The following is a 23330-nucleotide window of genomic DNA, read 5'->3' on the forward strand; positions in this document are numbered from 1 at the left end:
GTGTGCTCTGTCGTTGAGTAGTGGGCCCAACGGGCTGATCGTTACAGCGGCATGCCAGGAAACACGCCCGAGAGACGAGGCGTACGTCACATCAGTGTCCGCAGTCGCGCCCGACGTCCTCGCCGGAACAGTCGAAAACATCGATACTCCTCCGAGGCACTGCGAGGGTGCGTCTGGAGTGGTGAAGGACATCACCGTCGAGGTGGTCCGCCGCAACCCGGACGACGAAGGCAAGGGCTTCGTCCCACAACCGAAGCGGTGGGTCGTCGAGCAGGTCAACGGCACCCTCATGCTGCACCGGCGCCTCGCCCGCAACTACGACCACCGGCCCGACAACGCGGCTTCCCGCGTCTACTGAGCCGACACCGCCAGCATGCTCCGCCGCCTCACCACCCCTACCCCCACCTGGCGGGACGACGTGGAGCTGGCCGCGTGAACGTCAGCGAACTCCTGCGGCTGCTGCAGACCGAACACGACGAGACCGCCGCACGAGCCGACAGCCTGCGCGAGCAGATCCAGCGGTTCGCCATCGCCCTCGCCGAGACCGAAGCCCGCCTGGCCGAGCTCACCGCGACCCGCAAGGTCATCGACGGCCTCACCCCTCCCGACCACGCAACGGCCCCCGCGGAGACCGCCACCGCCACCGTCTATCAGCGCATCGTGACCATGTTCAACGAGCACCCCGGGAAGGTGTTCCGCGTCCGTGATCTGCGAGCACCTCGGCCTGCCCACCGACGAGCCCTCGATCAACGTCACCCGCTCCCGCCTGGGACGACTCGTCCGCCAAGGACTCCTCGAACAACCCGGACGCGGCCGCTACCTCGACCGGTTGTGTCAGGAGCATTGCTGGAGCCAGAGTGCGATGAGGCTGGCGGCCAGGGTGCCGGCGCCGTAGCACAGGCCGCGTACGAAGTGGCTTGCGGCAGGGCGCCGCTGAGCCAGGGCCCACCTGCGCAGGCGCGACAGGCCTGGGGGCCTTTCCGGGCAAGGCTTTGCAGTACTCATTTCTGGATCCTTGGTTCGGGGGCAGGCCAGTTGGGCCCTGTGGCTGGTTGCCGGGCAGGGCGGGGCGGGGATCGGCAGGGTTGTCAGCGGCGGAGGAGTGCGGTCTTGGGCAGTCCTTCGGGCAGGCGGTCGTTCAGGACGAAGGAGGCCATGGCCTCATTGGTCGGCGTTGGCGCGGAGCTTGCGATGTCGCGGCCTGGGGGGGCGGCTCGGGCGAGGTGCAGGGAGCGGGGCAGGTGCTTGTCGGCGGTGAACCCGAGGAGTCGGGAGTGCGCGCACCAGACTCTGGCTTCCGGGCCGGTTCCGTTGGCGGCGTGGTACAGAGCCAGGACGTGGGCGGCGAGGGCGTTTTCGGCACCGGCTGCGAAGCGCCACCAGTAGAGGGCGCTGTCGCGTCGGCCGAGGATGTAGAGCAGGCAGGCGAAGGCGCAGGCTCCGGTTGCGTCGTAGTCGAGGTCGAAGGCTGCCATGAGGGTGGCGGCGTTCTCGGCGCTGAGGATGGCTTCGCACAGCTGCCGGAGGTGGTTGAGCGTGGCCGCCGGCTGGTCCGCTGGGTTGCGCGTGACGACCGGGAGAGGGCGGCGCCGGAGGCCGCGCCGGATGGCGGGACGGGTGAAGCGCTGACGCTGCGGGTTGAAAGACGGGGGCGTGCAGGCGTCCGCGGGTGTGCGTGTGGGGTCGTCGTGGACCCTGGGCGGACGGGTCGCGTGTTCTTCGATGCGTGTGGAGAGCCGGTTCATGAAGTCGTCGGTGTCATGGGTGCTGAGCATGTCGTGCAGGACCTGTGCTTCGGCGCGCAGTGTCTCTTCGAGCATCAGGAATCTCCTCCGTTCCTCGGTTCAGGGGGAGTCATGAGGGCTAGCAGGGCTTTGAGTCCGAGATGGACGTTGGTCTTGGCGGCATTGGGCGTGATGCTGAGCTGGTGGGCGATCTCGGCGAACTCCATCTCCTCGATGTAGCGGAGCCGGACGCACTCCGCCTGCTTCGGTGCCCGGTCCTGGAGGATGGCGCGGGCCCGGTCGAGCCGGTCGTATCCGCGAAGCTCCAGCAGGTCGTCCGCGGTTGGGGCGTGCAGGAGCCCGGAGTGGGGGATCTCCCGGCTGACCAGGCGGGCGCGACGTCGGTAGAAGTCGATGCTCGTGGCGTGCACGATTCTCCGGGCCAGGGCCAGAGGGTTGTTGTGGGCCTTGATCTTGGGCCACTTGTTGTGGATCTTCAGTGCTGCGTCGAGGACTGCTTCGTCCGCGTCGAACAGGTCGCGGAGATGGCCGATAGCGATGCGCAGGAACTCGTTCTTGTGCCGGATGAGGAAGTCGCGGAACTCGGCGTCCATCGGCTGTTGTTCCGGGGCGAGTTCATGGCTCTCGTGGGGGCCGCCGTTCACAGTGCCCCCTTGCGGGCAGGCGGGTGGGACGGCCGTGGGCACGCGGTGCGGTAGGACGCGCGAGCCTGCGAGGCGGTCAACTGATAGGCGCCGGGTTGTACCAGCGGCGTGTACCAGGCCCTGAAAAGCCTCACGGACTCCTCCTCTTCTTCCAGTTCGAGACCCGGCGTGCGCCGTTGCGCGCCGGGGGCTTTTTGCACCCCTACACCGATCAGGCACCCCCTCAGAGTTAGGCGTGAGACGCACGTTCACTCATGTTGTGTGATCAACCAGTTACTTAACGGCACCTGACCTGCACTTCTACTTACACGGCGTGACCTATCTCACACGCTCCGTAGGTGTAGCGGGAGGTCTCGGCGTCATTCACCGCGCGCACCAGCCAGGGAAGCCAGGCATCCCCGGACAGGCCACCGAGGCTGTTGGCTGAGCACCGAGGCCTCCGTCCAGGGGGCCGGTGACCGGCTCATGGTGATGACGTCGAAGACGCCGACCTTCTCGAACGCGCGCATCCCCGTGCGCCACCGCAACGTCAACCGTCGGTGGCTGAATGCCGTGCTGCGGCAGCAGGGCTCACCACCTGCACATTTGACCGTCTGTCACCAGCCGCCCACTCCTGCCATCATGAGGGCGCACCAGCCCCTGACCCGCCGGAGTACCGCTGTGACAGCACGTCGCCTCGCCCCGATCGCCACCGCCCTTCTCATCGCGGCCCTCGCCGGATGCAATCCCAGTGCGGCCAATTCCGAGTCCGACTCCAAGCCCTCGGCCCCCGCCGCCTCCCAGCCGGGCAAGGAGTCCGCAGCACCCGGCGCACCTGCGGGCGGCAGCGACCTGTCCCTGACCGAGGCCATCGCCAAGATCCCGGCCGGTACCGAAGACCGCACCGGGTACGAGCGCGATTCCTTCCGCCTGTGGGTCGACGCGGACAAGGACGGCTGCGACACCAGGAAGGAAGTCCTGATCGCCGAGGCGGTCAAGGCTCCCGAGCAGGGCGCCCGGTGCGCACTGAGCGGCGGCGAGTGGCTCAGCTACTACGACGAGGTCACCGTGAACGCGGCCACCAAGCTCGACATCGACCACGTCGTACCGCTCGCCGAAGCCTGGGACTCCGGAGCCTCGAAGTGGGACGCGGAACGGCGCGAGCAGTACGCCAACGACCTCACCGCCGACAGGTCGCTGGTCGCCGTCACCGCGAAGACCAACCGGTCCAAGGCCGACCGGGACCCGGCCGAATGGCTCCCGCCGGCCGCGTCCGCACAGTGCACCTACGGTGCCGACTGGGTGGGCACCAAGCTGCGGTGGAAGCTCACCGCGGACGACAAGGAGCGCGCGGCCCTGGAGCAGCTGGCCAAGAACTGCGCGGACACCGTCGTGAAGTACGAAACCGCCCGCTGACCATCAGTCAGGCACGGCGTCCTCACCGCGTCCGGATCGCGGTGAGGGTGTCGTGCAACGGAATGCCGGTGCGGCGGTCGGATCGTGATCCAGAGAGCAGCGTGTTGGCCCTGGCCTGCGGTGGTCGGGTCTGCGGTCGGCCTACGTGGCCCGTGGTCGGACCCATGGTCGAGGCGCGGCCGGGGTGCCGATCAGAGTGGTGCCGTCGGGGGTCCGGCTGGAATGGCTGGCCACTGCGCTCTGGTCTTGGGCCCAGGGGGTTGGACTGTTATGCCGGCAGTACCCGGGGAGCTGCAGTGCCAGCCTCCTCGTACAGGGACCTGACCTCCTGGGCAAGGTCGGGATGGTCTACGGCGACCACGGCGTCTGCCGCGTAGCCGACTAGGCCAAACAGCTCGTGGAGCAGCTTGTTCAGGGCAGCCGGTGGGAGCAGTGTGCTGGGGTGATGCGCCGTCGCCTGTTCGCCGCGAGCAGCGCGGGCATGGGCTTCATAGGCATCGAGGGTCTCTCGTAGGCGTCCGGGCCACGGTGTGAGGGTGTGCTCGGGTACGGGTCGGCCGTTGTAGACGGCATCGTTGACTGCGGGCTCGCGGGCGGCCTGGGCCTCCGAAGAGCGGTCGGCGCGCTGTTGGAGGTCCGGGACGGTGTTGAGCCGTCTGGCCAGGCGAACGATCCGGGTGGCGTGGCGGGAGGCCTGGGCTGACGCGCTCTTGATCATCGGCCGTGGTCGGCGGCAACACTGCCGCAGCCGCATCCCAGCAGCAGCGCGCCTCAGCCCGAACCACGCATACGTCCTACCTATCTTCGAACTCCTTCGAATAGATGCGCATACGCTCTGCTCTGGGCGCAGATGCTGACACCCTGGGATTCGACTGGTGAAGCCGCCTCACCGCACCACCCCCCTGAACTTCACGGCGTAAATGACGGACCGTCGGCCTGACAGGAGAAAAGTCCAAGGGGCTCCACAGCACTGTCCATGGTCCGATGAATCGTCACATCTCAGACTGACCCTCACGCTTGGACCGCATCCCACCAGCAGGAGGGAACCACCCCATGGACCAGCAGGAATCCACCGACCCGGGCCCCAGCCGCCGCACCGTCCTGAGAACCACCGCGGCCGCAGGCGCCGTCACCGGAATCTGGGCATCGGGGGCACTGCCCGCATGGGCGTCCCACCGCCGCGGCGAGCTGGTCTCCGAAACCCTGACGGTGACCGTAGATCCCGACTTCCCCCGAGTTGTCGGCTACCGCTGGACGGCCACCGGGGACACCCTGGGCGGCGCAGTCGAATCGGTCCGTACCGTACGCATCAACGGCAGCAACTACACTCCGGCCGTCACCTCGCGGCTCTCCGCGAACCGGGCCGCCTACCGGATCTCCGTCCCCGAACTGGACGTATCCGTGGACGCCGAACTGACCCTCAAAGGCGACGTCCTGCGCTTCAGAGCCGTACGCATCACGGAGCGCGGCGCCACCCGCGTCTCCACCTTCGGACTACCCGGCCTGGGCCTGGTCTCCGCCTCCGCCGCCCAGCAGGCCGCTCTCTCGCACTGCCCCCTGAAGTACGGACTCGGCGGGCCCGAGGCCGCCGACGTGTTCGTCGCGTCGGCCGACGCGACCGCCGACGCCACCTGGCGGCGCACCTCCTACGCGATGCTCGACACCGGCCGGCTGGCCGCCGCCGTCGAGTCGTTCACCTGTGCCCAGGACCGGCTGATGTACCGCACCAGCGATGTCGCCGGGGTCCACCACACGGAGATCGCAAGCGGTGAATGGGTCTACCGGGGCGCGGACGGCAAAGTGTTCGGCCTGCCCGAAGCCGCAGTCGTCGTCACCGCCGACCGCAACGGCGACGGCGTCGCGGACTGGCAGGACGCCGCCATCGCCTTCCGTACGATCATGCGCAACCCGTACGCGGACGGCTGGAGCCGCACCCGCGTGGTGCAGGGCATCGCGATCAACATCGCCAGCAACGCGGACCAGCCGTTCCTCACCACGCTCGACGAGATCCGCCGCACCTACCTGCACACGGACGGGCTGCCGCAGGCGATCCTCCTCAAGGGCTATCAGTCCGAGGGACACGACAGCGGTCACATGGACTATGCGGGTCACTACAACACCCGGGCCGGCGGCCTTGCGGCGCTGCGCACGCTCACCAAGGAGTCCCGCCGCTACAACGCGGCGGTGGGCGTGCACATCAACGCCTGGGAGGAGTATCCGGAGTCGCGCAGCTTCCGCTGGGACCGCAGCAACGGCGTGGCCGACCTCGGCTGGCGGTGGATGGACCAGTCGTGGCACACCGACACGGTCAAGGACCAGGCGACCGGGGCGTTCGCGAAGCGGTTCGCCGTACTCACCGACGACCTGCCGCACCTCGGCTTCGTCTACTCCGACACCTACTGGACCGGCGGCTGGGCCCCGGCCCGCCAGGGGCAGGTGATCACCGGCGCGGGACTGCCGCTCGGCGGCGAGGCGGACGCCCAGTTCGAGCGGGACAGCGTCTTCACGTACGCGGGCCAGACCGGCAGTGGCCTCAAGTCGAAGATCATCCGGTTCGTCCGCAACCACCAGCGGGACGCCTGGAACCGCACCTCACTGCTGCGCGGGGCGGACAACACCCACTACATGGGCTGGCGGAGCCAGCAGAACCTGAAGAACTGGCTGAAGGCCACCTTCACCGTCAATCTGCCGACGAAGTTCCTCCAGCATTTCGAGATCCAGCGGATGACCGCTCATCAGGTCGACCTGACGAGCGGGGTCTCCGTCAGCGACGCGACCGGCACGGCCAGGATCACCTGGAACGGACGGCTGATAGCGGACGGCACGACCGTCTTCCTTCCCTGGGAGCCCACCGACGAGGCCGATCCGCGGAAGATCTACCACTGGAACCCCTCGGGCGGCGCGACCAGTTGGCAGCTTCCGGCGAAGTGGGCGCAGTGCGAGACCGTCGGCCTCTACCGGCTCGGCGAGGACGGCCGTACCCACATCGGCGATCTTCCCGTCACCCGCGGCACCGTCACCGTGACCGCCGACGCGGTCACCGCGTACGTCCTCTACCGCACCGCGCCGTCTCCGCTGCGCGACCCCGACTACGGCAGGGGCGGCCTCCTCGCCAACCCCTCCTTCACCAGCCGCACCACCGACGGCTGGACAGTACCCGAATCCGGCCAGGTCACCGTCACCGACGACGGCAACGGCCTCCCGTACCTGCGGATCGCAGCGACCGGCGCGCGCACCGCCGCCCAGCGGCTGGCCCGCCTGACTCCTGGCACCTACTCCGCCTCGGTGTGGGTACGCATCACGGGCACCCGCAAAGCCGCCCTGACCGTCAGCGGCCACGGCGGCCCGGAGGCCACCGTCTGGGCCACCTCCTCGCCGCTGACCCACAAGGTCAACAACGCCCGCTGGTACCGCACTTCGTTCCAGCGGATGAAGGTGCTGTTCACCGTTCCCGGGCACGGCAGGCGCACGGCTCTGCTCACCCTGTCCGCCGAGGCGGGCGCCGAGGGCACCCGGGTGGATTTCGCCGACGTACGGGTGGCCGCGAACGACGGCGCCGACCCGGAGTACGGCGGCCACTGGTTCGCCGAAGACTTCGAGCACGTGGACGAGGGCTGGGGCCCGTTCGTCTACACGGGCGGTGGCGAAGGCAACCGCACACACCTCTCCGAGACCCACGAGAACTACACCCGCGACACCGTCAGCGGCCGCTTCTCCCTCAAGACCCTCTCCGACAGCACGGGGGTCGTCTACCGCACCATGCCGCAGACCCTGCGCTTCGCCCCGGGCCGCGCCTACCGCATCCGCTTCTCGTACCAGGCGGACCCCGGATCGGACTACCGCGCCGTCGTCGCCCGGGACGGCGGCTCCGCCGTCACCGAGGACCTGCTGCCGCCCACCACCACCCGCGCCCTCGACGCCGCACCACCCACCACACTTCCCGTTCCCGCTGGTTGGGACGACAGCCTGCCGCCGCAGCATTCGGCCACACACCGGGTGTACGAACAGACCGTGACCACCGGCGGGGCCGGCTGCGGCGACATGTGGCTCGGCATCAAGCGCAACCGGGGCGACGCCTTCGTCCTGGACGACCTGGTCGTCGACGACCTAGGCCCGGCCGACACGGGCGCCCTCTGCCCCACCGCACCGCCCGCCCGGGTCGGAGTCGCCCCGGCCCTCTACACGCGCGGCACCCCGGGCACGGTGAAGGTGAGCTTCACCAACAGCACCGGCACCCCACTCTCCGACGTGATTCTCACCCTGGACGCCCCCAAGGGCTGGCAGGTCACCCCGGACCGGCAGTCCCTGGACACCGTGGCCGACGGGGCCACCGCCACCGCCAAGTTCACGGTCACCCCGCCCGCCGCCGACCTCAGGGAGTCTGCGGGCTCCGTACGGGCCCGAGCCGCATACCCGCTCGCCTCGGGCAGCGCCGTCACCACCGCAGCCGTCCCGGCGACCCTGCCGCTGGCGCGCCTCTCCGATGCATACAACAGCACCATGATCGCCCGCGACGCCCATCCAGCAGAGGGCTCGTTCGACAGCGGCAACAGCTACTCCGCCGAGGCACTGACGGCGGCCGGCGCCGCACCGGGCACCCAACTGACCGTCGACGGCCTGTCCTTCACGCTCCCCGACTACGGTCCGGGCCGCTGGGACAACGTCGCAGGTGGCGGCAGGGAGATCGCGCTGAGCGGCCGTGCCCGCGAGATCGGCTTCCTCGGCGCCTCGGCGGGCGGCATCACTGGTCAGGTCTCCGTCCACTACACGGACGGCACCACCGACACTGCGAACCTGTATCTGCCCAACTGGCTGACGGACGCCCCCACGGCCAACGGGGCCCGCATCGCCGTCACCACCGACCACCGGGTCACCCCGTCCGGCCCCGCCAACTACGGCCTCAACTACCGCCTCTACGTCAACACCGTTCCCGTAAACCCCGACAAGGAACTACACTCACTGACCCTCCCGTCCCAGTCCACACTCCACATCCTCGCCCTGACCCCACACCGCTGACCCGACGAACGGCCGAGGCCGGCCCCACCCGGGACCGGCCTCGGCCTGCTCACTGACCGCACCTGCACCTACGCCTTACAGACCTTGCCCTCCGAGTCCGTGCAGCAGCGGCAGGGGACTGTAAAACGTTCGGCGCAACGCCGTTGCATTCGCCCAGCCGCGGGCGAGCCGGCGGACGACCCAATGACGCACGCGGAGCAGGGACGCGAGGAGGTCGGGATGGTCTTCGTACTTGTACCAGTAGCGGACACCGCCGTGGTGGCTGCAGGTACCGCAGAACGTCTTCGAGGTGCTGTAGGTCCCGTCCTTGCACTGCGCGGTGACGCCCGCTGGGTGCGCGATGCCGGCCCGGCACACGCCGGTGGTGTGCGATGCGCACCCAGCGGGCGTCGCCTCGGCCCGGAAGGCCGGGACGAGGAGCGCTGCGGCGATGGCGAACGCTGTGAAGGCGGCGGGGTGAGGACGCCGCGGGGGAAGGCGGCCGGGGCAGGATGTCTGCACTCTTCCCCCACGGCGGGTCGGGCCCGGACAGGACATCCGGGTGCTCAGGCCGATCCCCGGAAGGATTCCGGTTCACAGCCGCCTGGATGTCCTTGCCAGGGGTCAGCTGTCGCAGGTGTCGAGCATCTCGGACAGGGCGGCAGCCTCGGCGGGGTTGGCGGTGAGCTGGTAGGTGGCCTTCACGCTGATCCAGGCACGGCTGTAGGTGCACCAGTACGACTGCAGCGACGGGCGCCAGTTGCCGGGGTCCTTGTCGCCTTTCCCGCGGTTGCTGCCGGCCGACACCGCGATCAGCTGCGAATGCGTCAGGTCGTTGGCGAAGGCCCGCCGCTCGGGCGTCGACCATTCCGAGGCCCCCGACCGCCAGGCTTCCTTGAGGGGGACGACGTGGTCGATGTCGATGCGGGAGGCGGAGTCGATGGTGAGGCCGTCGTACTCGGAGTACCAGGTGCCGGACACGGCCCGGCACTGGTCGTCCTGGACCACGTCCTGGCCGTCGCGCTGAAGCGTGACTTCGCGGGTGTCGCAGGTGCCGTACTGGGTGATCCAGTGCGGGAACTTCGACCTGCTGTAGCCGGGGACGTCGTCCTCATCGGCCACCACCAGTTCCCCGAGCAGTTCGCGGGCCTTGACCGCGTCGGGCGGTTCGGGGAGCTCGCGCAGGGACGGCGCCTGACCGGCGGAGGCCTGACGGGCGGGGGTGTGGGGGCTGGCCGCGGTGGCGGTGGTGGTGGGGGCGGCGGCCAGTGCGAGCCCGGCGAGAGCCGAAACGGCGGTGAGGAGCGCGGTTCGGCGCAGATGACGAGTCATGCCGATCATGCTCCGGCCCAGGCCAGCGAAGAATCGTTGCTGCCCGGCAGGTGTCACCCGCCCGGGTGGGAAGTCGTACCGCCGTAGTCGGGCTCGTGACAGTGCATACGGGGTCGTCCCCTGGCCGGCAGTCAGGCACGGGATCCTCACCGCATCCGGGTCACGGTGAGGGTGCCGTGCCGGCCGGACCCGGCCAGCACCTCCACGACCAGGTCCGTCTCCACTCGTGTGTACGGCTCACCCTCCGCACGCCGCTCCCCCACCACCATCGCGGCGCTCAAGGCCTCACCGACACGAGCAGCGAGGACAGGCTCTAGGCGTGCGGAAACCCGGGTCGGCCCGCCCTCGTCCCCCACCGCCAGGACCAGATGATGCGGCCTGAGGCGGGGGCCGATGAACCCCAGCACCAAGGCGTCGACCGTGTCCGCGTGCCGAACCTTCATCCACCGGCGCTGCCCTGACGGATAGCCGGCTGGCACCGCCGCGCTTGCAGACGATCCCTTCGATGCCCTGCTCGCGCAGGGCGTCGTACCAGAGCACGGCGACCTCCCGGTCGTCGGTCGCCGGGACAACCTGGATCGGCGGCCCGACATCGGCGAGGAGCTCCAGAAGGAAGGCCCGGCGCTCGGTGTACGGCAGGTGTCGGCAGTCGCCGATCGCCGGGTCCGGGTACTGCAGAACATCCCAGCAGACATACGACGCCGGATAGCGGGCCGCCAGAGCGCGGGCCCGGGTCACGGACGACGCGGCCCGTGACTGCGCGGCCGCGAAGTCGAGCCGGCCGTCCCGCCAGATCACGGCCTCGCAGTCCAGGACCGTGCCGGGGCGCAGTTCCATGGCGGCGACGGCCAGGTCGATCCAGTGCTGGGTGACGACTTTGCCGGACCGGGCGTACAGGACGACGGTCTCGTCGGTACGGCGCAGCACGGTCCGGTGGCCGTCGTACTTGGGCTCGTACCACCAGCCCGGCCCCTGGGGCAGGACCGGGACGGCCTGGGCCAGTGCCACGTTGGTAGGGAACTCCACGGAACCGATCCTGTGAGCCCGGCTCCACCGAGGCGCGTCGGGCGGTCCGTACGGGCCTACCCGTCGACGAGCCCCGTCTCGGGCTTGCAGATCTGGCATGCCTCGATGTCCGGCTCCGCCAAGGCGATCATTGCTTCCTCGCGGGTGAGGAATCCGCCCTCGACCGGATACAGGGCGCAGTCCCCGCGGTGCACCAGGGCCGCCGACGACGACCGCTGCGGCTGGATCTTCCACCGCAGCGCGGCATGCGCCTGCTCCCGTCGCCGCCGCTCCTGCTGCTCCTTGATCTCCAGTTCCCGGATCCGGCCCCGGACCTGACGCAGCTGCCACTCCAGCCAGTCGGCCAGGGCCCTGTTCTTGTCCAGGTCCGATATGGCTCCGGGCACAGACATGGCTACGCCTCGGCCGGCTCGTGGGCGTGCTTGAGCGCCATGCGGGCCGCGACACGGTCGCCGGCTTCCACGGAGTCCCAGAAGGGATGGGTGGACACGGTGGTGCTGAGCTCCAGGAGCCGGGCGCGGAGGCGGGTGACTTCCGCCGCCTGGTCCTCGGTGTATCCCGGGCTGTCCGGCTTCGAGGACACGTAAGCTTTGGCTGAGCCGATGCCGTCAGTAGCGCACCTCGTGGGCCTCGTACCCCCTGAGTCCCGCTGTGATGAGGGCGGGCACGAGTGTGGTTCGCCCCCGAGCGCACCGCCGGCGCCATCGTGATCTCTCACCTCGGCTGCGCCAAGAGTGGTTGATCATCAGCGGCACCCACCGACGCCATCGAGGCGTGGGACGAACGCTGGGAACCCTGAGACGCGACTCAGAGGTTGCACCACGTTCCCCGTAGTCGTAACTCTCTCGGTGGATATATTGGGTGCGGAGAACCATCACTTGAAGGAGTCCTTCATGTCCACCAGTGTTGCGTGCGGCGAATTCTCATATGCGGTCATCGGGCTGGACGGCAAGGCTTTCCGCGTGAGTCTCGTAGATCCCCCCCTGGGCAAGTGCATCACCCTTCCAGAGGTCGCCGATCCAAGTTCCTCCTCACCAGCCTTCGCTCCAGTCAACGGGACCGACGCGATCGCATCGGCCTGGGTCGAGCCCGACTGCACGGGTGATTACGTCACCCTCCAGCCCCACGCCAAGGAGAAGGCCGACTCTCGCCTCGAACTGCGCTCGGTGATGTTCAGCTAGATTCTTGGCGTCGGCTCGGGGCCTCAAGAAGTGTGAAGGTTGGCGAAACTCAGAAGGTCCCTAGGCCTCTGAGGTAGGTCACCACGTCGGCGCTGATCCGACCACCGGCCCGCACGTCATACCCTTGAAAGCACGGCATAGAGTTAGCTTCGAGGAAAACCCACCTCCCGTCCTCTGCGATTTTAAAGTCGATTCCCATTAGTGGGGCGCTGACCACAGAAGAAAGTCTGAGACAGGCGTCGTGTATCTCAGGCGGACAAATAGTCTGCGAGTACCGATTACGGGATGAGATGCGATAGTCGACGTCTTCGCTTTCGATCATTTCGGCGTGCACGCCGGACCCCGCTGTGTGGACCCGTACATCTGGACCCCGAACGAGCTCCTGGAAGAGCACTGGAGTGTCTACGATCCGGTGGAGGCGCCCCCAATCATCGCCTGGTTCCCATACCCGCGCCCACGTCTTCTGGCTGCTCGCCCCCTTGTAAATGACCTCTCCGCCAAGCTGGTCCACGAATGCCTCGGCATCGTCGGGCGAGTTGGTGAGCAAGGTCTTCGGGCAAGAAAGTCCACTGCTTGCAGCCATGGCCACCAGGTGGGCCGCCTTACTGAAGTTGCTGGGTTCAGCGAAAGGCGGGTTCACGACTCGCCAGGGGCTCTGAGTGAAGGCGCGAGATAGACCCGCCTGGAAACGGTCCAAGTCGTGTCCAGTGACAGTGTCCGGGGCGCCCTCCCTCAATCCTGGCATCCGAAGCCAGAATGCGTCCCCAGCCTCAATTTCGTACGAGGTCCCCTTCAGTCTCAAGTGGGGATTTGAGGCCTGGCCGTCGCCGATCACGTAGCCACCCTCCAAAAAGAGCTGTACCGCGTCCAGTACGATGACCGGCTCCGAGCGCCGCAGAACCGGCAACAGGTGCAGAAAGGTGGGATCGGCTGCACTGCCGAGCGCGAAAATCATATGAGGCAGTCCTCCAAGAGCGCGGTGGCGACCGCCTGACCAGCCGTACCTAGGTGACCGAGGTCGAGGAACGGGTCAAAGTCCACCAAGGTGGTACGAGGTCCGGAAGTGGGGGATCCGCCCTTCTCGTCCGCGGTATCTCCCGTCGTCTCCACGACCACGATTGCCAAGGCAGGCAACTCGGCCCTGAGGAGTCCCAACACCCGCGCAGACTCCGCAAGGCTCGGTCGTGTGCCGTCCATCCGAAGCAAGCGGCGCCCGGCGACGACGTACTGCCGCAGACCCTCTAGGTGCAGGCCTTGAAACCCTGCGAGTCCCCGCGCCTCCACTTCAACCCCGGCTTGCTGCACGGTCCGGCCGTCGGAGGAACTGAGTACGCCGTCCCGTGCCGGCCGGAAACTGGCACGGAATATCTGAACTGGGCGGCGCACAGGAACACCAGTTCCGAGGGCACGGTCCGTGCTGGGGAGCAGCCCGCGACTGTCGGGGCGATTCACCACCGGCCCACAGAACGACCCCAGGACTGCCCACCAGGCGGCGGTGTTTTCCGCCTGGATAAAGGCGGCCTCTTGGTCCGCCCCTGGTCCATCAAGGTACGGGTAGCGATTGACGACAGAGGTCACCGGCGTGGACGTCTCAGTCAGCAGGAGGGAGACCTGCGCCCGCCCGGTGGCGTCAATTCTCATGGAGAACCGAACCTGGTCGAGCGCGGCCACCCGAACAGCAGCCACTCCCCTTACTGCCGCCATTCGCAGGATCGCGGCGGCCAGGCCATCGGACGCCCTCGCCAGCACGGCAAGCACGTCATGCCTTCGCTGTCGGAGGCGGAGGCGGAGGTGGAGGCGGTGGGGTCAGCGACTGGATGACCCGGGCGATCAGCAGTCCCCATTCGTCCGGGGCCGGATCGACTTCGAGAAGTGCCCGCAACAGAACAAAGCCTTCTCCACCTCCCATCAGTTTGGGGCTTCCGCCGGGGTTGTGTGGCCCCGACTCACTCGTCTCACTCGTCTCACTCGTCTCGCTCGTCTCGCTGGTGCTGGAGCGGAGGTTGATGTCCCCCTTCTCCGCGCTGTCAGCGACAAGACCGATGAAGGTGTTCAGCTTGTCCTGGAGCGAGTTCTGTTCCGTCTTCGGCATGATCCTTTCGCCTTTCGTCGATGCCGGGACCCTCCGGGCGGTAGCCAACCTTGACCAGCTGCTGGCCGGCGGCCCAGGCGTCGTGAGCCAGATCGGCCGAAACGTCGGGTCGGTCGACTTTTCGGATGAACGGTTCCCTCATGGCGTTATGAGGCGCAAGGCAGGCTGTGCCGCACCGAGAATCGCATCCCACGACTTCTCATTCGACTCAACCTGGGCCAGAAAGTCGGCAAATGTAGGACATTCACTGGATTCGCTGGTCTCGCTCTGCTCGCTGGACTCGCTGGACTCGCTCGACTCAGAACTGAAACTTATGCGCTCAACCCCCGGATCAGGTGTACTCGTTTCAGGAGGTGCCAGCGAGCCGTGCGTCCAGTTCTCCAGGAACAACCCCAGCTTCCGCTCGACACGATCCGCGAGGTCCTCACCCGGCGAGAGGCCGGGATTCACGTATTTTTCTTGGTGTGCCATGGCAACTCCCGTACCTTTCAGATGTCACTCAGGTGTCGGGGATTTCCGCCTTGATGCGGGCGATCAGATCGCCCCACTGGTCGGGTGAGGCATTTACTGCGAGCAGGGCATCCAGGACGTCTTCAACCCTGGGCCCCTCTCCCGTCGTCTCCGTCGACTCGGACGTCTCGCTTCCGGGCGGCTTCCCACCCAGGGTGGGATTCTCGGCTTGCTCGCTGGTCTCACTGTCCTCGCTCGCTTCAGTGTCTGTGCTCGCTTCCGGACGCGGTTTCACCCAGTCGAAAGCAGGATCCGGAGGCGGAGGCGGACACGGCCAATGGCCTCCCCATCTCGACTCGATGACCTCGCTGGTTTCGCTATTCTCAGACTCCTCGCTTGACTCACTGGTCACAGAGTCGTTCGGGGTGAGCGTGGGGTGCTCGCTGGACTCACTGGTCTCACTGGTCTCACTTATCTCGCTGGTCTCGCTGGTGTCCGAGCGTGTTATTTCGCCAGCATCGGATCCTCCCCCACCCCCATCGTCTCCGGCTCCGATCATTCCGAGGAACTGATCGACCTTGTCCTGCACGGTGTTCTTCGCTGCAGCCATGGTTCATCTCCCAGATATGGCAGCGAAATGGGTCAGCGATGTAGACCCGGTCTTGGACGTGCCGCGCCCCAGAGACCTCAAGAAGCCGAGGTGCAACGAGTTTCACGGTGCGAGGTGTAGCGTGGCGCCGTCCCCGGGGACCGGGCGGGTATCTACTCCGCCCTGAGGTCTTGCCTACCTAGCTCAAAAATACTCCGCATGGCCGAGAGGCGCCTACTGGGGTACCCGTTCGTTCAGGTGTCAACATCTGTTCCACGGGCCCGTCATGCCTACTCGAATCTGCATGGCGGTCCGTCACCTGACTCCGGGCCGGGCGCACCGGATCATCTGCGAACGTCAGGGTGTCCCTGATGGCACTGACCGGCGACAACCTGGGAGCCGCACCGTGGGTGACCACCGGACGCACAGGGCCTCCCTGCGGCGAACTGTCCCCGACCGAGCGCACGGCGGTACGGTGCAGCCTCGGTGCCGGCACCAGCCCTTGAGGCCACGGTCTCAGCTTGGCCCGGGCTGGGGCGGCGTCAGCACGCTGTAAGACGGCGCGTCGCAGTCGTGGCCCCTTGCTCGGCGGCCGCCCCCTGACCGGTTGCGCCGTTACCGTGTGGGGCGCGGCATTTACTGACTTCGGCTTGTCAGGGTGACGTTGGGGTGTCGAGGGTCAGGCCGGTGCCGGCTATGAAGCCGTCGAGGGTCTCGGGCCGGTACTGCAGGCGTTTGAGCCGGTTGCGGACGAGGGCCTCGAGCCGGTCGAGGGCGACCACGGCGAGGTTGGCCAGGCTGCGCTTGACGTGTGCCCAGACCCACTCCACGGGGTTGAGGTCCGGCGAGTAGGCGGGCAGCAGGAACACCGTCAGCCAGGCACGTTCGGCGATCAAGTCGCGCATGGCGTGGGAGACGTGGGTGTTCAGACGGTCCCAGACCAGCACGATCGGCGCCTTGACCAGCTGGTGGACGCCGTCGATCAGCGCGATGAAGTCGCGCTCGCCCATGCTGCGGCGCTTGCCTCTGCCCGCGGGATGGGATCGCAGACGGTGGCACAGCCAGGTACGGGAGCCGGGCCGCATGGCGATCAGCCCGGCCACCGACAGACGTCCCGAGCGCCGGCCGCTGACCGTCACGACAGGGGTGCGGCCCCGTCGGCCCCAGGTGCGTCCTTTGGGCGGCCGGCGGGTGAAGCCTGCCTCGTCCTCGAAGCAGATGTAGCCCCCGCAGGCCGCCCGCGCTCTTTTACCTCCGCCCAGGTCGCCTCCTTCCAGACGGTGACGGCCTGCTCGTCGCGCTCGGCGACCCGTCGCGCGGGGACCTGCGGGCTGAAGCCGAGCCGGTGCATCAGCCTCGTGGCGCCCGAGACGCTGTAGGAGACGTGGAACTTCCGGCCGATCAGCGTGGCCACCCGCGCCGCGGTCCACACCTGGTCCTCCACCCAACCGTGTTCTGCTGGGCCCTGTTCCAGGTACACGGCCAGTTCCTCCAGGCAGCGCGGGGACAGACGGCATCGAGATCCGCTCGGTCCGCGGGAGGCCAGTGCCCCGGCCCCACCCTCCCGCCACAATTGGTGCCACTGGTAGGCCGACTTCGGGCTCACCCGCAGTCGTCGCGCGACCTCCGGTGCCTTGACTCCCCGCTCGAACAGCTCGGCCGCCTGGATCCGTACCACTTCCCGGCGCTCACGGCCCGCGGCGGTCAGCCCGCCCCCATCCGCATATCTCACACACCACCGGATACAGCCACCGCTCCAGACCCGTCAGGGCCTTCGCGAAGGTTCACCCTGACGAGCCGAAGTCAGTATCTCCTTGAACGTCCTCGCTGGACATCGCTCCGCACCCCGGAAGTGCACCAGGTCACAATGAAACCCAGGGCAGAGCGCGGCGCCGGTTTCAGCTGTCGTTTCCGGCGGATGGGAACTTGCATCTTCTGGAGATTGGGCTTCAAACAATCCAGTCTTCGCCATATCGCGCGGGCCGCCCAGCACACCGTCTCTGACAACTGAGCTCGGTCACTGGTTTTCTGACATGCTGTTGTTCCCTTCACCTTTCGGATCCAGGTAAGTCATCCGGCCCAGGAACCTCCTTCCGAGTCCCTCCCGGCTGAGCCGGGGATACAAACAGAGCGCCTCGTGGCGCACATGGTGCGTTCGACGGTCCAGCGGTGGCGGCCCAGCCGTTGTGAGGACTCGATGCCTCTGCGGGCGATGCGGTGGGTGATACCACGTCCGCGGTGCCATCGTCGCAGGTGGGAGTAGTCGTATCCCTTGTCGCCGTGGAGCTTGCCCGGCTTGCGCCGTCTGCGTCCGCGGCGGGACCGGATCGGCGGGACGGTGATCCGGTCCCGCCGGCCGCACCGGTTGTTGCTCACCGGCAGCAGTGGCTGCAGCAGAGCCCACTCATCGTCTGTCAGGTCCCCTCTGCTGATCACGTCTGGAGTGAAGTGTCACTTGATCGAGTGGGTGTGCTTCGGCGATGCGGTGACGATCCAGACGTGCCCGGGGATGCGGACACCGTCGGTGGTCTCGAACTCCGTGAGTGCGTCGCGCACTTCGGAGTGGATACGGGCGGTGGTCTCCGGGTCGACATCGCGCAGGTTGTGGCGCACCGGGCCCATGGCGAGGATGAAGTCGGTGGCGTCGCCCGCGTCGGCGCCAAAGGTCATGGGAGCCTCGGCGGGGGCTACGTCGATGTCGGTGAACCCGGCGGCGGTGAGCACCTGGCGGATGCGCGCGGGGTTGAGGAGTGACCCCATGCCCCTTGCGGCGGGGGATGCCTCGCGCAGGAACGGGGAGAGCGCGGCGGTTGCACGGGCGTAGGCGCTGTCCGGGCCCGCGGGCTGCGGGCCGAGGAACGCGAGTCGGCCCGCTGGTGCGAGCGAGTGCCTGAGATGGGTGAAGGCCGCGATGTGGTCGGCGAAGAACATGACACCGCCGCGGCTGAGGAGGACGTCGAAGCCTCGGCCGGGCAACGGATGCACTTGGGCGTCGCCCTGTTCGAAGGTGACGTTGCCGATGCCTTCCGCGGCGGCGTCACGGCGGGCGCGTTCCAGCATGGGCGCGGACAGGTCAATTCCGACGACGTCTCCGTCGTACGCCTGCCGCGCGGCGGTGCGCGTCGTCTGGCCGGTGCCGCAGCCGACGTCGAGGACCCGGTCGCCGGCCGCGATGCCCGCGGCGGCGAACAGAGGCACGTTGAACGCGCCCATCATCGCGTCGTAGCGCTCGGAGTGTTCAGCCCAGTGGATGCCCTCCCAGTCGTTCCATGCCTCTGCCTGCTCACGGTTGGCGATGGCGTGCATGATTCACCCCTCCAGTGACTAGAGTTGACCTCTAGAGTTCAACTCTAGATATAAGCTCCAGTCATGACTGAGGTCAAGGGAAAGCGGGGCGACAAGGCCCTGGAGACACGGCGGCGGATCATCGACGCGGCCGCCGGCCTCTTCGTTGAGCAGGGCTACGGGGCGACCAAGCTGCAGGAGATCGCCGACCGGGCGGGCGTGGCGGTGCAGACGATCTACTTCGCCTTCCGGAACAAGCCCTCACTGCTCAAGGAACTGGTCAATGTCGCGATCGCGGGAGACGACGACCCCGTGCCCACGATGGACCGGCCATGGTTCACGAAGGTCACGACCGCGCCTACCGCCGAGTCCGCCCTGGCCGCGCTGGTCGCCGGCACCCGAAGGACACTCGAACGTGTCGCGGCCATCGACGAGATGGTCCGCGCCGCGACAGCGACCAACCCGGAGATCCGGGAGCTGTGGCCGGACGAGACCGACCCGCGATACACGGTCATCTCGACAGCCGCGAAGGCTCTGGCAGAGAAATCCGGCGCCCGCCCCGCCCTCTCCGCAGGAGAGGCGGCGGACGTCATCTACGCATTGCTCAGTCCGGAGCTCTTCCTGGTCCTGACCCGCGACCGCGCGTGGCCGGCCGACAAATGGGAGCGATGGGCGTACGACACCCTCTGCTCTCAGCTGTTGGTCAGGATGCAGAACCTAGCTCCCTGATCGTGATCGGGGAGACAGAACCTAGGTTGAGCGCATGACAAGTCTCGATCACCCCCAGCTGTCCGGGCTGGGGCGGAACCCAGCAGCCCCTCAGGACGTCCTGGTACGCCTGGCCGCACACAAGGCCGGCCGACACGGAGTATCGCTGCGTCGCGGGCGGCTGGAGGACGCTGTTGTCGAGGCTCTGCTGACGCACGGCGGCGACGACGACGCGGTAGGCCTTCACGGGGACCGGATTTCCCCGGAGATGCGCCGAAGGATCGCCGAGCACCCCTATCCGGCGATCCGTGACGCGTATAGAGACTTTGTCCACGACATGGTGGATCGCAAAGTGCGGATCGGCATTGGTGACCTGGAGGAAGCCTATGGCCAGCCTCGGACGGCACTCGTCAGCGCGCCGAGTTCGAGCCTGCGCGCTGCGGTCGCGCGAGCCTGGTATGACCGGCCTCTCGCCGTGCAAGTGGAACTACTCGCCGACCCGGATCCGCAGGTCCGTGCAGCCGCCACCGAGCACAGTCAACCGGGTGTCCCGCCTGAGTGGAGGGAGCGTTGCCTTGCCGACCCTGCCGTGCGCGTCAACGTGGCGCGCTACATCCCTCTCACGTCGGAGCAGTTTGCGCAGCTCATGCAGAGCGAGGAAGAGGAGGTCCATCAGGCTGTCGCCGGGAACCCTCATCTATCGGCAGAAATGGTTGCCCGGCTACTGGACATCGACGACCCGCTCGTGCGGGTCGCGGCTGCGCAAAGTCGCCATGTAGACGCCGAAACCCGGGACCGGCTGTATGCGCTTGTAGAAGCCGAACGCACGAACGGAAGCGTCGAGGCCGAGGTGGCGCTGAGTTGGACCTTCGCTGAACCGGACTGGTTGCGCGGAGCGCCTCTCAACGAGCGGATGACCCTACCTGGACTGCCGGTACACAACATTCCGGCGCGTACTGGCCTCCTGCCATGACCTACCTGAAGAGGCATGGCGTCGGCTGGACAACGACCCGGAACTCGTGGTCCGTCGTGCTGCCGCCCGTCGGACAAACACACCACCGGAGGTCCTGGAAGGGCTGGTGCGCGCACACGGCGACGTGTTCCACATCCGACCGCTACTCGTCGACCACCCCAACTTCCCCCGTCACATGCTGCGCACGTTCGTTGACGAGCCAAGCCCGAACGTGCGCTACCTTGCCCTGCAAGACCCAGAACTACCTGTGCCAGACCTGCAGCAACTCGCCGCCGCTGCCGAGTCCTTCCTGCGCCGCGGGGTCGCCCGTCACCCCAACATCACGGACGCGTTGCTGGAGCATCTGCTCTCTGACCCAGACCCCCAGGTAGGCGACGATGCCGCTGCCAACTCCGCGCTGCGGCCGACCCAGATGTATCGAATCCTCGCCGCTGCCGGCTTGTAACGCCACGAGAGCATCAGGTCCCGACCCCGTGTTCTCCCGGTTCTCGCGGAGGGGCGGTGCGGGATCGGTAAAGACGGGCATGCCGAGGTCGACCAGTTGGGGTCGGCCGTCGGCCGGGGCCCGGCTGAGGCTGTTGAGCTTGGCGGTGGCGGCGTCGAGACTGACCTGGAGTCCTTCGACTTCGCCGAGCCAGCCATTGCCGCGAGCTTCGCGGGTGCGTTCGCGGAGGTTCTGGATGATCTCGATGAGGCGGCCCCGTTGGCGGGGGTCGATCTGGAGGACAGGGCAGCGGATGCAGGCTTCTCTGAACTACTCAAGTTGGTGGGCTTCTGGACACGCTGGATCAATCTCAAGAGATGACCTCCACGGAATCCGGCCTGGGGAACGGCATCATTTCCCAACCCAGCGGCCAGCCTTCTCCACGTTGCTCCGACGCCTCGACCTCCAGACGCCGGGGAACCCGCCAGATCCACCATTCGGCATCGTCCTCAGCATGCCCGGGCCACGGAATCGTGGCGCGGCGATACCGCTCGTCGATGCCGTCAAGCTCCAGCCGTCTGATCTCCTGGACGCGTCCTGGGAGCATCGGCCAGATCTTCGCCAGGACGCCGCGGCACCAGATGTCGTTGCTGAGCTCGGGAGCGCACCACGAGTAGCCCTCCTCCACCTCGTCGGCCATGTCCTTCCAACGATCGAACAGCGCATTGAGGGTGACCCGTTGTCCGCCTGCCCAAGTGGGGGCGACCGCGGTGACGGCAGCCTGCACTGCGTCGTACTCCTCTGCGCTTAGCGCGAGGCTGTCCATGAGCTCGTCCGCTCGATCCATGCAGCGACTATCGCCTGGTGGTAACGCTGTCTGCCACTGGCTTTCCCCCTATGCGGCCCGACGGCGACCGGTCAGGCCAGGCGGGCCTCCGATCGATCACCCCGCCGGAAGCGGTTGAAGATCGCTTCCCAGCCGACCGAAGATCGTTTCCCGCTGGTGGGGAGGCGACTCGTGTCCCGTCGCAGGGACCGCCACCTGCACCTCGGCCCGTTCCTGCCGCAGCAGCGCGCCCCCGCAGGACCGCTCCACGCGGACCTCGGACGCGACGGAACCTTGATCCTTAAGCTTCCGTGCCTGTTCAATCAGCAGATGACTGAGACCGATGTCGACCTTGGCACCGTCACCGCGCCCTCCGGGATGCTCGTGCTGGGGATGGCGGGCTGGATCGACTACTGGCTGCAGGTGGGTCGGCCACTGTCCGAGCGGTCCCGGATCGTAATAGCCACCGGCGGCGGGCACTTGCACGGACCCGAGGACAGTGAGCCGTCTGCTTGGATGTGCGAGGCGATCGCGGTAGCAGCCGCCCCAAACCGGCCCCTGCAGGTTCGGGCCCAGACATCGGCCTCGCCCTTCGACAGGGAACCGACGATCGCCGTCCTGGAGGTTGAACTCGGCCGGCCCTGGGTCGGCCCCGATGACGGCAAACCCCTGCAGCTCGGCGACCTGCCGGTCGACCGATGCGGCATGGTCCTCGGCGACGCTCAGGCGCTGGACGACTTCACCGGCCTGGACGGACCGTCCACCGACGGTCTCGCGGACGTCACCTACTGGGGCAGGTACGAAGACACCGTCCATGCGCAGTTCGGCGGTGACCGCATCCCGCAGCACCCCAGCGGACATGGGCCGCGCGGGTGGCTCGACCTTCCCCTGGTCGAGGCCGAAGCGGTCGCCGAACGGCTCCACGCCTGGACCCGAGAAGGCCCCGGCAACGGGCTGATGGTCTCCGTCGATGCCCATACCGACTTCCACCGATTCAACCGAGCCGGCTGGAGTCACCCACTGCTGGTGGGCGCCATCGACCTCGGCGGATGTCCAATTCTCGGTCTCGGATGGGATCCCGGGGACCACTCCATACGCCACCACGGAGAGCGGGGCCACGGACAGGTCTACCCCGCCACCCTCGAAGCCCGCGCAGGCGAAACGGTACTGCGCTGGACCATCCCGCCGTACGAACCTGACCTGTGAACCGGTTCATGGGTCGGGCAGATCTTACGGACGAGCAGTGGGCGGTGCTGGAGCCGTTGTTGCCGAAGGGTGCGAAGGCGGGCCGGCCGCCCGTCTGGTCTCGACGGCAGCTGATCGATGGCATACGGTTCCGGGTCCGTACCGGGTCACTCAGCGGCACCTTGATTTGAAGAACGCATTCTACGAGCGGGTCAAGGAACGCGGGGCACCCTCAGACGTGGAAGTCCGACTCCGCAAGACCGTCGTGAAACTCAAGAAGACAATCGCCAGCAAGAACAAGGAACTCGACCAGCTCCGCAACGACGTCCTTGGGCTAACTGATCATTTCAGAATGAGATCGGTGTGGGGCTTGGCAGTTGGGTGTTATGTCGGCAGGATCTTCCGGGTGTCTGCTGATCTTGTGCCTGATGACCTGTGGGAACGTATAGCCCCGCTGCTGCCGGTTCGTCCGCCCCGGCG

General features: G+C 67.5%; 29 protein-coding genes and 4 pseudogenes. 13 read left to right on the plus strand and 20 right to left on the minus strand.

What is annotated here, in order from left to right; genetic code table 11:
* Window positions 1-175: 175 nt before the first annotated feature.
* Window positions 176-436 (plus strand): annotated as a pseudogene (locus tag ACFYY7_RS42335) (IS5/IS1182 family transposase); the annotation flags it as partial.
* Here ACFYY7_RS42335 and ACFYY7_RS42340 read toward each other — a convergent pair.
* The gene (locus ACFYY7_RS42340; RefSeq protein ID WP_388670907.1) at window positions 352-756 is read right to left on the minus strand and encodes a hypothetical protein; all 405 of its coding nucleotides are present in this window, start codon (window positions 754-756) and stop codon (window positions 352-354) included. The pseudogene ACFYY7_RS42335 and the gene ACFYY7_RS42340 sit on opposite strands and share 85 nt — an antisense overlap.
* On the opposite strand from ACFYY7_RS42340, the gene ACFYY7_RS42345 reads away from it, so the two are divergent.
* Entirely contained in the window at window positions 704-895 is a 192-nt protein-coding gene (locus ACFYY7_RS42345) for a hypothetical protein (RefSeq protein ID WP_388670827.1), read from the plus strand. The two genes, ACFYY7_RS42340 and ACFYY7_RS42345, sit on opposite strands and share 53 nt — an antisense overlap.
* 193 nt (window positions 896-1088) lie before the next feature.
* Here the strand turns inward: ACFYY7_RS42345 and ACFYY7_RS42350 are convergent, their stop codons facing one another.
* Together ACFYY7_RS42350 and ACFYY7_RS42355 are read right to left on the minus strand one after the other, a co-directional pair.
* Window positions 1089-1820 (minus strand): hypothetical protein, encoded by a 732-nt coding sequence (locus tag ACFYY7_RS42350; RefSeq protein WP_388670830.1) that lies wholly within the window; start codon window positions 1818-1820, stop codon window positions 1089-1091.
* Window positions 1820-2389 (minus strand): RNA polymerase sigma factor, encoded by a 570-nt coding sequence (locus ACFYY7_RS42355; RefSeq protein ID WP_388670833.1) that lies wholly within the window; start codon window positions 2387-2389, stop codon window positions 1820-1822. The genes ACFYY7_RS42350 and ACFYY7_RS42355 overlap by 1 nt, the downstream gene beginning before the upstream one ends.
* 660 nt (window positions 2390-3049) lie before the next feature.
* Here ACFYY7_RS42355 and ACFYY7_RS42360 point away from each other — a divergent pair.
* A complete protein-coding gene (locus tag ACFYY7_RS42360; RefSeq protein ID WP_388670836.1) occupies window positions 3050-3784 on the plus strand; it encodes an HNH endonuclease family protein in 735 nt (244 codons plus the stop codon).
* Between the two features lie 268 nt (window positions 3785-4052).
* Here ACFYY7_RS42360 and ACFYY7_RS42365 read toward each other — a convergent pair whose 3' ends face one another.
* Entirely contained in the window at window positions 4053-4502 is a 450-nt protein-coding gene (locus tag ACFYY7_RS42365) for a hypothetical protein (protein WP_388670839.1), read from the minus strand.
* Window positions 4503-4837: 335 nt separating this feature from the next.
* On the opposite strand from ACFYY7_RS42365, the gene ACFYY7_RS42370 reads away from it, so the two are divergent.
* Window positions 4838-8800, plus strand: coding sequence for an endo-alpha-N-acetylgalactosaminidase family protein (locus tag ACFYY7_RS42370; RefSeq protein WP_388670842.1), 3963 nt, complete (start codon window positions 4838-4840; stop codon window positions 8798-8800).
* Window positions 8801-8875: 75 nt separating this feature from the next.
* On the opposite strand, the gene ACFYY7_RS42375 is transcribed toward ACFYY7_RS42370, so the two are convergent.
* The 6 genes from ACFYY7_RS42375 to ACFYY7_RS42400 all read right to left on the minus strand — a co-directional run bounded on the left by ACFYY7_RS42375 (window position 8876) and on the right by ACFYY7_RS42400 (window position 11720).
* Window positions 8876-9337 carry a DUF3761 domain-containing protein gene (locus ACFYY7_RS42375; RefSeq protein WP_388670845.1) on the minus strand — a complete coding sequence of 154 codons (462 nt, stop codon included), beginning with the start codon at window positions 9335-9337 and terminating at the stop codon, window positions 8876-8878.
* Window positions 9338-9403: 66 nt separating this feature from the next.
* Window positions 9404-10111, minus strand: coding sequence for a DUF1524 domain-containing protein (locus ACFYY7_RS42380; protein WP_388670848.1), 708 nt, complete (start codon window positions 10109-10111; stop codon window positions 9404-9406).
* A 146-nt stretch (window positions 10112-10257) separates the two neighbouring features.
* Entirely contained in the window at window positions 10258-10392 is a 135-nt protein-coding gene (locus ACFYY7_RS42385; RefSeq protein ID WP_388670851.1) for a hypothetical protein, read from the minus strand.
* Window positions 10393-10396: 4 nt separating this feature from the next.
* On the minus strand, window positions 10397-11137 hold the full coding sequence (locus ACFYY7_RS42390) for an ATP-dependent DNA ligase (RefSeq protein ID WP_388670854.1): 741 nt from the start codon (window positions 11135-11137) through the stop codon (window positions 10397-10399).
* A gap of 56 nt (window positions 11138-11193) precedes the next feature.
* Window positions 11194-11529: a DUF6233 domain-containing protein gene (locus ACFYY7_RS42395; RefSeq protein WP_376634574.1), complete on the minus strand. Its 336-nt coding sequence runs from the start codon at window positions 11527-11529 to the stop codon at window positions 11194-11196.
* Window positions 11530-11531: 2 nt separating this feature from the next.
* The gene (locus ACFYY7_RS42400) at window positions 11532-11720 is read right to left on the minus strand and encodes a hypothetical protein (RefSeq protein ID WP_388670857.1); all 189 of its coding nucleotides are present in this window, start codon (window positions 11718-11720) and stop codon (window positions 11532-11534) included.
* A gap of 87 nt (window positions 11721-11807) precedes the next feature.
* On the opposite strand from ACFYY7_RS42400, the pseudogene ACFYY7_RS42405 reads away from it, so the two are divergent.
* Window positions 11808-11899 (plus strand): annotated as a pseudogene (locus ACFYY7_RS42405) (SMI1/KNR4 family protein); the annotation flags it as partial.
* A 131-nt stretch (window positions 11900-12030) separates the two neighbouring features.
* Window positions 12031-12318 carry a hypothetical protein gene (locus ACFYY7_RS42410; RefSeq protein ID WP_388670860.1) on the plus strand — a complete coding sequence of 96 codons (288 nt, stop codon included), beginning with the start codon at window positions 12031-12033 and terminating at the stop codon, window positions 12316-12318.
* 49 nt (window positions 12319-12367) lie between these two features.
* Here the strand turns inward: ACFYY7_RS42410 and ACFYY7_RS42415 are convergent, their stop codons facing one another.
* The 9 genes and pseudogenes from ACFYY7_RS42415 to ACFYY7_RS42455 all read right to left on the minus strand — a co-directional run bounded on the left by ACFYY7_RS42415 (window position 12368) and on the right by ACFYY7_RS42455 (window position 18755).
* Window positions 12368-13273, minus strand: coding sequence for a RimK family alpha-L-glutamate ligase (locus ACFYY7_RS42415; protein ID WP_388670863.1), 906 nt, complete (start codon window positions 13271-13273; stop codon window positions 12368-12370).
* Window positions 13270-14076 (minus strand): hypothetical protein, encoded by an 807-nt coding sequence (locus ACFYY7_RS42420; RefSeq protein ID WP_388670866.1) that lies wholly within the window; start codon window positions 14074-14076, stop codon window positions 13270-13272. Before ACFYY7_RS42420 ends, ACFYY7_RS42415 begins: the two co-directional genes overlap by 4 nt.
* A gap of 1 nt (window position 14077) precedes the next feature.
* Window positions 14078-14410 (minus strand): hypothetical protein, encoded by a 333-nt coding sequence (locus ACFYY7_RS42425; protein ID WP_388670869.1) that lies wholly within the window; start codon window positions 14408-14410, stop codon window positions 14078-14080.
* A gap of 138 nt (window positions 14411-14548) precedes the next feature.
* Window positions 14549-14881, minus strand: a complete 333-nt coding sequence (locus ACFYY7_RS42430) for a hypothetical protein (RefSeq protein ID WP_388670872.1) — start codon at window positions 14879-14881, stop codon at window positions 14549-14551.
* Between the two features lie 28 nt (window positions 14882-14909).
* Window positions 14910-15470, minus strand: coding sequence for a hypothetical protein (locus tag ACFYY7_RS42435; RefSeq protein WP_388670874.1), 561 nt, complete (start codon window positions 15468-15470; stop codon window positions 14910-14912).
* A 632-nt stretch (window positions 15471-16102) separates the two neighbouring features.
* Window positions 16103-16669: a transposase gene (locus ACFYY7_RS42440; RefSeq protein ID WP_388670898.1), complete on the minus strand. Its 567-nt coding sequence runs from the start codon at window positions 16667-16669 to the stop codon at window positions 16103-16105.
* Complete coding sequence (locus ACFYY7_RS42445) at window positions 16585-17157, minus strand: winged helix-turn-helix domain-containing protein (protein ID WP_388670901.1); 573 nt, start codon at window positions 17155-17157, stop codon at window positions 16585-16587. The genes ACFYY7_RS42440 and ACFYY7_RS42445 overlap by 85 nt, the downstream gene beginning before the upstream one ends.
* A 437-nt stretch (window positions 17158-17594) precedes the next feature.
* Window positions 17595-17786, minus strand: a pseudogene (locus ACFYY7_RS42450) (IS5/IS1182 family transposase); the annotation flags it as partial.
* Window positions 17787-17900: 114 nt separating this feature from the next.
* Complete coding sequence (locus tag ACFYY7_RS42455; protein WP_388670877.1) at window positions 17901-18755, minus strand: methyltransferase domain-containing protein; 855 nt, start codon at window positions 18753-18755, stop codon at window positions 17901-17903.
* Between the two features lie 63 nt (window positions 18756-18818).
* On the opposite strand from ACFYY7_RS42455, the gene ACFYY7_RS42460 reads away from it, so the two are divergent.
* From ACFYY7_RS42460 to ACFYY7_RS42475, 4 genes are all read left to right on the plus strand, one after another.
* Window positions 18819-19463: a TetR/AcrR family transcriptional regulator gene (locus tag ACFYY7_RS42460; protein ID WP_388670880.1), complete on the plus strand. Its 645-nt coding sequence runs from the start codon at window positions 18819-18821 to the stop codon at window positions 19461-19463.
* Window positions 19464-19497: 34 nt separating this feature from the next.
* Window positions 19498-20415: a hypothetical protein gene (locus ACFYY7_RS42465; RefSeq protein WP_388670883.1), complete on the plus strand. Its 918-nt coding sequence runs from the start codon at window positions 19498-19500 to the stop codon at window positions 20413-20415.
* A 106-nt stretch (window positions 20416-20521) separates the two neighbouring features.
* Window positions 20522-20860, plus strand: coding sequence for a hypothetical protein (locus ACFYY7_RS42470; RefSeq protein WP_388670886.1), 339 nt, complete (start codon window positions 20522-20524; stop codon window positions 20858-20860).
* A 96-nt stretch (window positions 20861-20956) separates the two neighbouring features.
* Complete coding sequence (locus ACFYY7_RS42475; RefSeq protein WP_388670889.1) at window positions 20957-21220, plus strand: hypothetical protein; 264 nt, start codon at window positions 20957-20959, stop codon at window positions 21218-21220.
* On the opposite strand, the gene ACFYY7_RS42480 is transcribed toward ACFYY7_RS42475, so the two are convergent.
* Window positions 21210-21686, minus strand: coding sequence for a hypothetical protein (locus ACFYY7_RS42480; protein ID WP_388670892.1), 477 nt, complete (start codon window positions 21684-21686; stop codon window positions 21210-21212). The genes ACFYY7_RS42475 and ACFYY7_RS42480 overlap by 11 nt on opposite strands.
* A gap of 309 nt (window positions 21687-21995) precedes the next feature.
* Between ACFYY7_RS42480 and ACFYY7_RS42485 the strand changes: the two genes are divergently transcribed.
* The 3 genes and pseudogenes from ACFYY7_RS42485 to ACFYY7_RS42495 form a co-directional block, all read left to right on the plus strand.
* Complete coding sequence (locus ACFYY7_RS42485) at window positions 21996-22871, plus strand: hypothetical protein (RefSeq protein ID WP_388670895.1); 876 nt, start codon at window positions 21996-21998, stop codon at window positions 22869-22871.
* Between the two features lie 8 nt (window positions 22872-22879).
* Window positions 22880-23041, plus strand: coding sequence for a transposase (locus ACFYY7_RS42490; protein WP_388670904.1), 162 nt, complete (start codon window positions 22880-22882; stop codon window positions 23039-23041).
* Window positions 23038-23330, plus strand: a pseudogene (locus tag ACFYY7_RS42495) (hypothetical protein); the annotation flags it as partial. The gene ACFYY7_RS42490 and the pseudogene ACFYY7_RS42495, both read left to right, overlap by 4 nt.

The organism is Streptomyces sp. NPDC001933, from assembly GCF_042890955.1.
Taxonomy (GTDB): Bacteria; Actinomycetota; Actinomycetes; order Streptomycetales; family Streptomycetaceae; genus Streptomyces.

Coding starts and splice junctions, on each gene's coding strand:
- ACFYY7_RS42350 (WP_388670830.1), bottom strand. CDS start 1,820: ATGCTCGAAGAGACACTGCGCGCCGAAGCACAGGTCCTGCACGACATG.
- ACFYY7_RS42365 (WP_388670839.1), bottom strand. CDS start 4,502: ATGATCAAGAGCGCGTCAGCCCAGGCCTCCCGCCACGCCACCCGGATC.
- ACFYY7_RS42370 (WP_388670842.1), top strand. CDS start 4,838: ATGGACCAGCAGGAATCCACCGACCCGGGCCCCAGCCGCCGCACCGTC.
- ACFYY7_RS42375 (WP_388670845.1), bottom strand. CDS start 9,337: ATGTCCTGTCCGGGCCCGACCCGCCGTGGGGGAAGAGTGCAGACATCC.
- ACFYY7_RS42380 (WP_388670848.1), bottom strand. CDS start 10,111: ATGACTCGTCATCTGCGCCGAACCGCGCTCCTCACCGCCGTTTCGGCT.
- ACFYY7_RS42395 (WP_376634574.1), bottom strand. CDS start 11,529: ATGTCTGTGCCCGGAGCCATATCGGACCTGGACAAGAACAGGGCCCTG.
- ACFYY7_RS42410 (WP_388670860.1), top strand. CDS start 12,031: ATGTCCACCAGTGTTGCGTGCGGCGAATTCTCATATGCGGTCATCGGG.
- ACFYY7_RS42415 (WP_388670863.1), bottom strand. CDS start 13,273: ATGATTTTCGCGCTCGGCAGTGCAGCCGATCCCACCTTTCTGCACCTG.
- ACFYY7_RS42425 (WP_388670869.1), bottom strand. CDS start 14,410: ATGCCGAAGACGGAACAGAACTCGCTCCAGGACAAGCTGAACACCTTC.
- ACFYY7_RS42430 (WP_388670872.1), bottom strand. CDS start 14,881: ATGGCACACCAAGAAAAATACGTGAATCCCGGCCTCTCGCCGGGTGAG.
- ACFYY7_RS42435 (WP_388670874.1), bottom strand. CDS start 15,470: ATGGCTGCAGCGAAGAACACCGTGCAGGACAAGGTCGATCAGTTCCTC.
- ACFYY7_RS42455 (WP_388670877.1), bottom strand. CDS start 18,755: ATGCACGCCATCGCCAACCGTGAGCAGGCAGAGGCATGGAACGACTGG.
- ACFYY7_RS42460 (WP_388670880.1), top strand. CDS start 18,819: ATGACTGAGGTCAAGGGAAAGCGGGGCGACAAGGCCCTGGAGACACGG.
- ACFYY7_RS42465 (WP_388670883.1), top strand. CDS start 19,498: ATGACAAGTCTCGATCACCCCCAGCTGTCCGGGCTGGGGCGGAACCCA.
- ACFYY7_RS42480 (WP_388670892.1), bottom strand. CDS start 21,686: ATGGATCGAGCGGACGAGCTCATGGACAGCCTCGCGCTAAGCGCAGAG.
- ACFYY7_RS42485 (WP_388670895.1), top strand. CDS start 21,996: ATGACTGAGACCGATGTCGACCTTGGCACCGTCACCGCGCCCTCCGGG.
- ACFYY7_RS42490 (WP_388670904.1), top strand. CDS start 22,880: ATGGGTCGGGCAGATCTTACGGACGAGCAGTGGGCGGTGCTGGAGCCG.